The sequence below is a fragment of the Streptomyces sp. NPDC017943 genome, from assembly GCF_044328425.1.
Classification (GTDB): domain Bacteria; phylum Actinomycetota; class Actinomycetes; order Streptomycetales; family Streptomycetaceae; genus Streptomyces; species Streptomyces djakartensis_A.
The window spans coordinates 307,881-314,290 of sequence record NZ_JBIRHH010000007.1; the positions used below are offsets into that span (position 1 = coordinate 307,881).

At 72.4% G+C, this 6,410-nt stretch carries 8 protein-coding genes; all 8 read left to right on the top strand.

From position 1 onward, the window contains the following. Positions 1-160: 160 nt before the first annotated feature. The 8 genes from ACH4C6_RS24280 to yajC all read left to right on the top strand — a co-directional run bounded on the left by ACH4C6_RS24280 (position 161) and on the right by yajC (position 6,312). Positions 161-703, top strand: a complete 543-nt coding sequence (locus ACH4C6_RS24280; RefSeq protein WP_398110682.1) for a hypothetical protein — start codon at positions 161-163, stop codon at positions 701-703. A gap of 160 nt (positions 704-863) precedes the next feature. Continuing rightward, complete coding sequence (gene pdxS, locus ACH4C6_RS24285; protein ID WP_048581098.1) at positions 864-1,769, top strand: pyridoxal 5'-phosphate synthase lyase subunit PdxS; 906 nt, start codon at positions 864-866, stop codon at positions 1,767-1,769. A 4-nt stretch (positions 1,770-1,773) separates the two neighbouring features. Then, positions 1,774-2,379 (top strand): pyridoxal 5'-phosphate synthase glutaminase subunit PdxT, encoded by a 606-nt coding sequence (gene pdxT, locus ACH4C6_RS24290; RefSeq protein WP_398110683.1) that lies wholly within the window; start codon positions 1,774-1,776, stop codon positions 2,377-2,379. 48 nt (positions 2,380-2,427) lie between these two features. After that, entirely contained in the window at positions 2,428-3,180 is a 753-nt protein-coding gene (locus ACH4C6_RS24295) for a YebC/PmpR family DNA-binding transcriptional regulator (RefSeq protein WP_369197446.1), read from the top strand. A gap of 107 nt (positions 3,181-3,287) precedes the next feature. After that, entirely contained in the window at positions 3,288-3,827 is a 540-nt protein-coding gene (gene ruvC / locus ACH4C6_RS24300) for a crossover junction endodeoxyribonuclease RuvC (RefSeq protein WP_398110684.1), read from the top strand. Next, entirely contained in the window at positions 3,824-4,429 is a 606-nt protein-coding gene (gene ruvA, locus ACH4C6_RS24305; protein ID WP_398110685.1) for a Holliday junction branch migration protein RuvA, read from the top strand. Before ruvC ends, ruvA begins: the two co-directional genes overlap by 4 nt. 138 nt (positions 4,430-4,567) lie before the next feature. Beyond that, complete coding sequence (ruvB, locus tag ACH4C6_RS24310; protein ID WP_398110686.1) at positions 4,568-5,638, top strand: Holliday junction branch migration DNA helicase RuvB; 1,071 nt, start codon at positions 4,568-4,570, stop codon at positions 5,636-5,638. Positions 5,639-5,823: 185 nt separating this feature from the next. Continuing rightward, the gene (yajC, locus tag ACH4C6_RS24315; protein WP_398110687.1) at positions 5,824-6,312 is read left to right on the top strand and encodes a preprotein translocase subunit YajC; all 489 of its coding nucleotides are present in this window, start codon (positions 5,824-5,826) and stop codon (positions 6,310-6,312) included. The last annotated feature ends 98 nt before the right edge of the window (positions 6,313-6,410 follow it).

Sequence of the window (6,410 nt, forward strand, 5' to 3'; positions counted from 1 at the left end):
GCGCGGCGCACGGGACGGGCGCGGCCGGGCGCCCCTCCCGGCAGCTCAGGTGGGCGACGCGGGCCCGCGGGACGGCCGCCCACGGACGGCCCGGTCGAGGACCCGCCCCCGGTGAGACACCCGGCCGGTCCGGTGGAGCGCCCCGGTAGCCTCTTGGCCCGTGACCGCAACCCTCATCTGGATCCTCGTCGCCCTCGTGGTGATCGGCCTCTACCTCAGCTGGACGGCCGGGCGGCTGGACCGGCTGCACGCGCGGATCGACGCCGCGCGCGCCGCACTCGACGCGCAACTGCTGCGCCGCGCCTCCGTCGCGCAGGAGCTGGCCACCTCCGGGGTGCTCGACCCGGCCGCCTCGATCGTCCTGTACGAGGCCGCCCACGCCGCCCGGCAGGCCGAGGAGGAGCAGCGGGAGGTCGCCGAGAGCGAGCTGACCCAGGCCCTGCGCGCGGTGTTCGAGGAACCCGCGCAGGTGGAGGCCGTCCGCGAGGCGCCCGGGGGAGAGGAGGCGGCCCGCGAACTCACCGAGGCGGTGCGCAGGGTGCCGATGGCCCGGCGCTTCCACAACGACGCCGTGCGCGCGGCCCGGGCCCTGCGGCGGCACCGCAAGGTGCGCTGGTTCCGGCTGGCCGGACACGCCCCGTTCCCCATGGCCTTCGAGATGGACGACGAGCCCCCGGCCGCCCTGGTCGACCGGGCCGCCTGACCCCGCCGGGCGACACGGGCCGCCCGTCCCGTCCACCGGCCGTTCCCGGCCGCGTCGCCGAAAAGGATCCACGGCGTTCCCATTGGCCCTTGCTGTGGCCTGCTTCCCTCACGTTTCCTCGGTGCTGCAGAAACCCTCTTTCCCATCAGCGAGGTCACCCGTGTCCATCTCCGAAAACCAGGCTCCCGAGACCGGCACCGCCCGTGTGAAGCGCGGCATGGCCGAGCAGCTCAAGGGCGGCGTCATCATGGACGTCGTCACCCCGGAGCAGGCGAAGATCGCCGAGGACGCGGGCGCGGTCGCCGTCATGGCGCTGGAGCGGGTCCCGGCCGACATCCGCAAGGACGGCGGCGTGGCCCGCATGTCCGACCCGGACATGATCGAGGGCATCATCGACGCCGTCTCGATCCCGGTCATGGCCAAGTCCCGCATCGGCCACTTCGTCGAGGCCCAGGTGCTGCAGTCCCTCGGCGTCGACTACATCGACGAGTCCGAGGTCCTCACCCCGGCCGACGAGGTCAACCACTCCGACAAGTGGGCCTTCACCACCCCGTTCGTCTGCGGCGCCACCAACCTCGGCGAGGCCCTGCGCCGCATCGCCGAGGGCGCCGCGATGATCCGCTCCAAGGGCGAGGCCGGCACCGGCAACGTCGTCGAGGCCGTCCGCCACCTGCGCCAGATCAAGAACGAGATCGCCAAGCTGCGCGGCTTCGACAACAACGAGCTGTACGCCGCCGCCAAGGAGCTGCGCGCCCCCTACGAGCTGGTCAAGGAAGTCTCCGAGCTCGGCAAGCTCCCGGTCGTCCTCTTCTCCGCCGGTGGCGTCGCCACCCCCGCCGACGCCGCGCTCATGCGCCAGCTCGGCGCCGAGGGCGTCTTCGTCGGCTCCGGCATCTTCAAGTCGGGCGACCCGGCCAAGCGCGCCGCCGCCATCGTGAAGGCCACCACCTTCTACGACGACCCGAAGATCATCGCGGACGCGTCCCGCAACCTCGGCGAGGCCATGGTCGGCATCAACTGCGACACCCTCCCCGAGACCGAGCGCTACGCCAACCGCGGCTGGTAGTTCCATGAGCACTCCTGTCATAGGCGTCCTGGCCCTCCAGGGCGACGTACGGGAGCACCTCGTCGCCCTGGCCGCGGCCGACGCCGTGGCCAGGCCGGTGCGGCGCCCCGAGGAACTCGCCGAGGTGGACGGCCTGGTCATCCCCGGCGGGGAGTCCACCACCATCTCGAAGCTGGCCGTGCTGTTCGGGGTCATGGAGCCCCTGCGCGCACGGGTGCGGGACGGCATGCCCGTCTACGGCACCTGCGCGGGCATGATCATGCTCGCGGACAAGATCCTCGACCCGCGCTCGGGCCAGGAGACGGTCGGCGGCATCGACATGATCGTGCGGCGCAACGCCTTCGGGCGGCAGAACGAGTCCTTCGAGGCGGCCGTCGGCGTCACGGGCGTCGAGGGCGAACCCGTGGAGGGCGTCTTCATCCGCGCCCCCTGGGTGGAGTCCGTCGGCGCCCGGGCCGAGGTGCTGGCCGAGCACGACGGCCACATCGTCGCCGTGCGCCAGGGCAACGCACTGGCCACCTCGTTCCACCCGGAACTGACCGGCGACCACCGGGTGCACGCCCTGTTCGTCGACATGGTGCGCGCGAACCGGGCAGCCGAGTCCTTGTAGGATTCCTGCGTTCGTTGCTGAGATGGGTTACGCGAAGGAGACAGGCAGATGTCCGGCCACTCTAAATGGGCCACGACGAAGCACAAGAAGGCCGTCATCGATGCCAAGCGCGGCAAGCTCTTCGCGAAGCTGATCAAGAACATCGAGGTCGCGGCGCGGATGGGCGGCGCCGACATCGAGGGCAATCCGACGCTCTACGACGCCATCCAGAAGGCCAAGAAGTCGTCGGTCCCCAACAAGAACATCGACTCCGCGGTCAAGCGCGGCGCGGGCCTGGAGGCCGGCGGCGCCGACTACGAGACGATCATGTACGAGGGCTACGGCCCGAACGGCGTCGCGGTGCTCATCGAGTGCCTCACCGACAACCGCAACCGCGCCGCCTCCGAGGTCCGCGTCGCCATGACCCGCAACGGCGGCTCCATGGCGGACCCGGGCTCGGTGTCGTACCTGTTCAACCGCAAGGGCGTCGTCATCGTCCCCAAGGGCGAGCTGTCCGAGGACGACGTCCTCGGCGCCGTCCTGGACGCCGGGGCCGAGGAGGTCAACGACCTCGGTGAGACGTTCGAGGTCATCAGCGAGGCCACCGACCTGGTCGCGGTCCGCACCGCCCTCCAGGACGCCGGCATCGACTACGACTCCGCCGACGCCAACTTCGTCCCGACCATGCAGGTCGAGCTGGACGAGGAGGGCGCCAGGAAGATCTTCAAGCTGATCGACGCGCTCGAGGACAGCGACGACGTGCAGAACGTCTTCGCCAACTTCGACGTCAGCGACGAGGTCATGGAGAAGGTCGACGCCTGACACGCGCGCACGCGAGCGACGGGCCGACGGGACACACCCCGTCGGCCCGTCGCGTTGTCGGTGGCACCCGATAGCCTGCACAAACTGGTGAGCGAAAGGGAGGGCGCGTGCGCGTACTGGGGGTGGACCCGGGACTGACCCGGTGCGGCGTCGGTGTGGTCGAGGGGGTCGCCGGACGCCCGCTGACCATGGTGGGCGTCGGTGTCGTGCGCACACCCGCGGACGCCGAGCTCGGCCACCGCCTGGTCGCCGTCGAGCAGGGCATCGAGCAGTGGCTCGACGAGCACCGCCCCGAGTTCGTCGCCGTGGAGCGCGTCTTCAGCCAGCACAACGTGCGGACGGTCATGGGCACCGCCCAGGCCAGCGCCGTCGCCATGCTGTGCGCCGCCCGCCGCGGGATCCCCGTCGCGCTGCACACCCCGAGCGAGGTCAAGGCCGCCGTCACCGGCAGCGGCCGCGCCGACAAGGCCCAGGTGGGCGCCATGGTCACCCGCCTGCTCCGACTCGACGCACCCCCGAAGCCGGCCGACGCGGCCGACGCCCTCGCGCTCGCCATCTGCCACATCTGGCGTGCCCCCGCGCAGAACCGACTCCAGCAGGCCGTCGCCCTGCACACCGCCCGAGCACCGAAAGGCCGTACGGCATGATCGCCTTCGTCAGCGGCACAGTGGCCGCACTCGCTCCGGACGCCGCGGTCGTCGAGGTCGGCGGCGTCGGCATGGCCGTCCAGTGCACGCCGAACACGCTGTCCACGCTCCGCATGGGGCAGCCGGCGAAGCTGCACACCTCCCTGGTCGTCCGCGAGGACTCCCTCACCCTGTACGGCTTCGCGGACGACGACGAGCGGCAGGTCTTCGAGCTGCTCCAGACCGCGAGCGGCGTGGGACCGAGACTGGCCCAGGCCATGCTCGCCGTGCACAGCCCGGACGCGCTGCGCCGGGCCGTGTCCACCGCCGACGAGAAGGCCCTCACCGCCGTCCCCGGCATCGGCAAGAAGGGCGCCCAGAAACTGCTGCTGGAGCTGAAGGACCGGCTCGGCGCGCCCGTCGGCGCTCCCGCGGTCGGCGCACCGGTCAGTGCCGGCTGGCGCGACCAGCTGCACGCCGCGCTGATCGGGCTCGGCTACGCGACCCGCGAGGCCGACGAGGCCGTGTCCGCCGTGGCCCCGCAGGCCGAGGCCGCCGAGGGCACGCCCCAGGTGGGGCAGCTCCTCAAGGCCGCCCTGCAGACGCTGAACCGGGCCCGGTAGCGGGCCCGGCAGGACGGCCGCAGCCCCGCACCCCGGGGCCTCGCGCCGGCCCCGGGCCCCGCCCGACCCCACCGCCGCACTCGTACCGCCGCACCCGCACCGCCGTACCCTCCGTACCGAGATTTCGAGGCACACTCCATGAACTGGGACGACACGACCGACGCCGACGCCGCCGAGCGGCTCGTGGGTGCGTCCGCCGACCGTGAGGACCAGGCCGTCGAGGCCGCCCTGCGCCCCAAGGACCTGGGCGAGTTCATCGGCCAGGAGAAGGTCCGCGAGCAGCTCGACCTCGTCCTGCGCGCCGCCCGCGCGCGAGGCGCCACCGCCGACCACGTCCTGCTCTCCGGCGCCCCCGGCCTCGGCAAGACCACCCTGTCCATGATCATCGCGGCGGAGATGGGCGCCCCCATCCGCATCACCTCCGGCCCCGCCATCCAGCACGCCGGCGACCTCGCCGCGATCCTGTCCTCCCTCCAGGAGGGCGAGGTCCTCTTCCTCGACGAGATCCACCGCATGTCCCGGCCCGCCGAGGAGATGCTCTACATGGCCATGGAGGACTTCCGCGTCGACGTCATCGTCGGCAAGGGCCCCGGCGCGACGGCCATCCCCCTCGAACTGCCCCCCTTCACCCTGGTCGGCGCCACCACCCGCGCCGGGCTGCTGCCGCCCCCGCTGCGCGACCGCTTCGGCTTCACCGCCCACATGGAGTTCTACGAACCGGCCGAACTGGAGCGGGTCGTCCACCGCTCGGCGAACCTGCTGGAGGTCGAGATCGACCCGGCGGGCGCCGCCGAGATCGCCGGCCGGTCCCGCGGCACGCCCCGCATCGCCAACCGCCTGCTGCGCCGCGTCCGGGACTACGCGCAGGTCAAGGCCGACGGCCTGATCACCCGCGACATCGCCGCCGCCGCGCTCGCCGTCTACGAGGTGGACGAGCGCGGTCTGGACCGGCTGGACCGGGCGGTGCTGGAGGCCCTGCTCAAGCTGTTCGGCGGCGGCCCCGTCGGCCTGTCCACGCTCGCTGTCGCGGTGGGGGAGGAACGTGAGACCGTGGAAGAGGTCGCCGAACCCTTCCTCGTACGGGAGGGACTGCTCGCCCGCACCCCCCGCGGCCGGGTCGCCACCCCCGCCGCGTGGGCGCACCTCGGCCTCACCCCGCCGCGCTCCCAGGCCGCCGGAAACGGACAACAGGACCTGTTCGGGGCGTGACGCCGCCGCGACCGCGGCGGCACGGCGAGGACAGTGGCCGGAGCAGGAACCCCGGTGCCATGCTGAGCGTTGTTCCATGCGCGCGGACTCGCTTAGACTCCGCCGATGCCGCCTTAGTCGGCGGCGTACACACCCCCAACCATCTGGCCGCTCACAGCGCGGTCGTGTGAAGGAAGTACCGACCCGTGAGTCTCCTGACCCTCCTCCCGTTCATCGTGCTCATCGGGGCCATGTTCCTGATGACCCGATCGGCCAAGAAGAAGCAGCAGCAGGCCGTGGAGATGCGGAACCAAATGCAGCCCGGCAGCGGCATCCGCACCATCGGGGGCATGTACGCCACGGTCAAGGAGGTCAACGAGGACACCGTCCTCGTCGACGCCGGTCCCGGCGTCGAGCTCCTCTTCGCCAAGAACGCCATCGGTGCCGTCCTGACCGACGACGAGTACAACCGCATCGTCCACGGCATCGAGCACGACCTGAAGTCCGACGCCGACGTCGTCCCGGACGACGCCTCCTCCCTCACCGGGACCGACGAGCCGGCCGCCGCCGACGAGCAGGCCGTCGACCTCGGCAAGAAGGACGCTGCCGGGGACACGGCCGGCGAGACGCCGGTCGACGAGGCGAAGGCGGACGCAGAGCCGAAGAAGACGGACGGCGACTCCGACGCGAAGTAGTCGTGTCCCGGGGTGGGGGGGGCCCGCCCCCCCCCCCCCCCCCCCCCCCCGCGCCCCCCGCCCCCCCCCCCCCAGGGCAGGGCGCCCCGCCCCCCCAC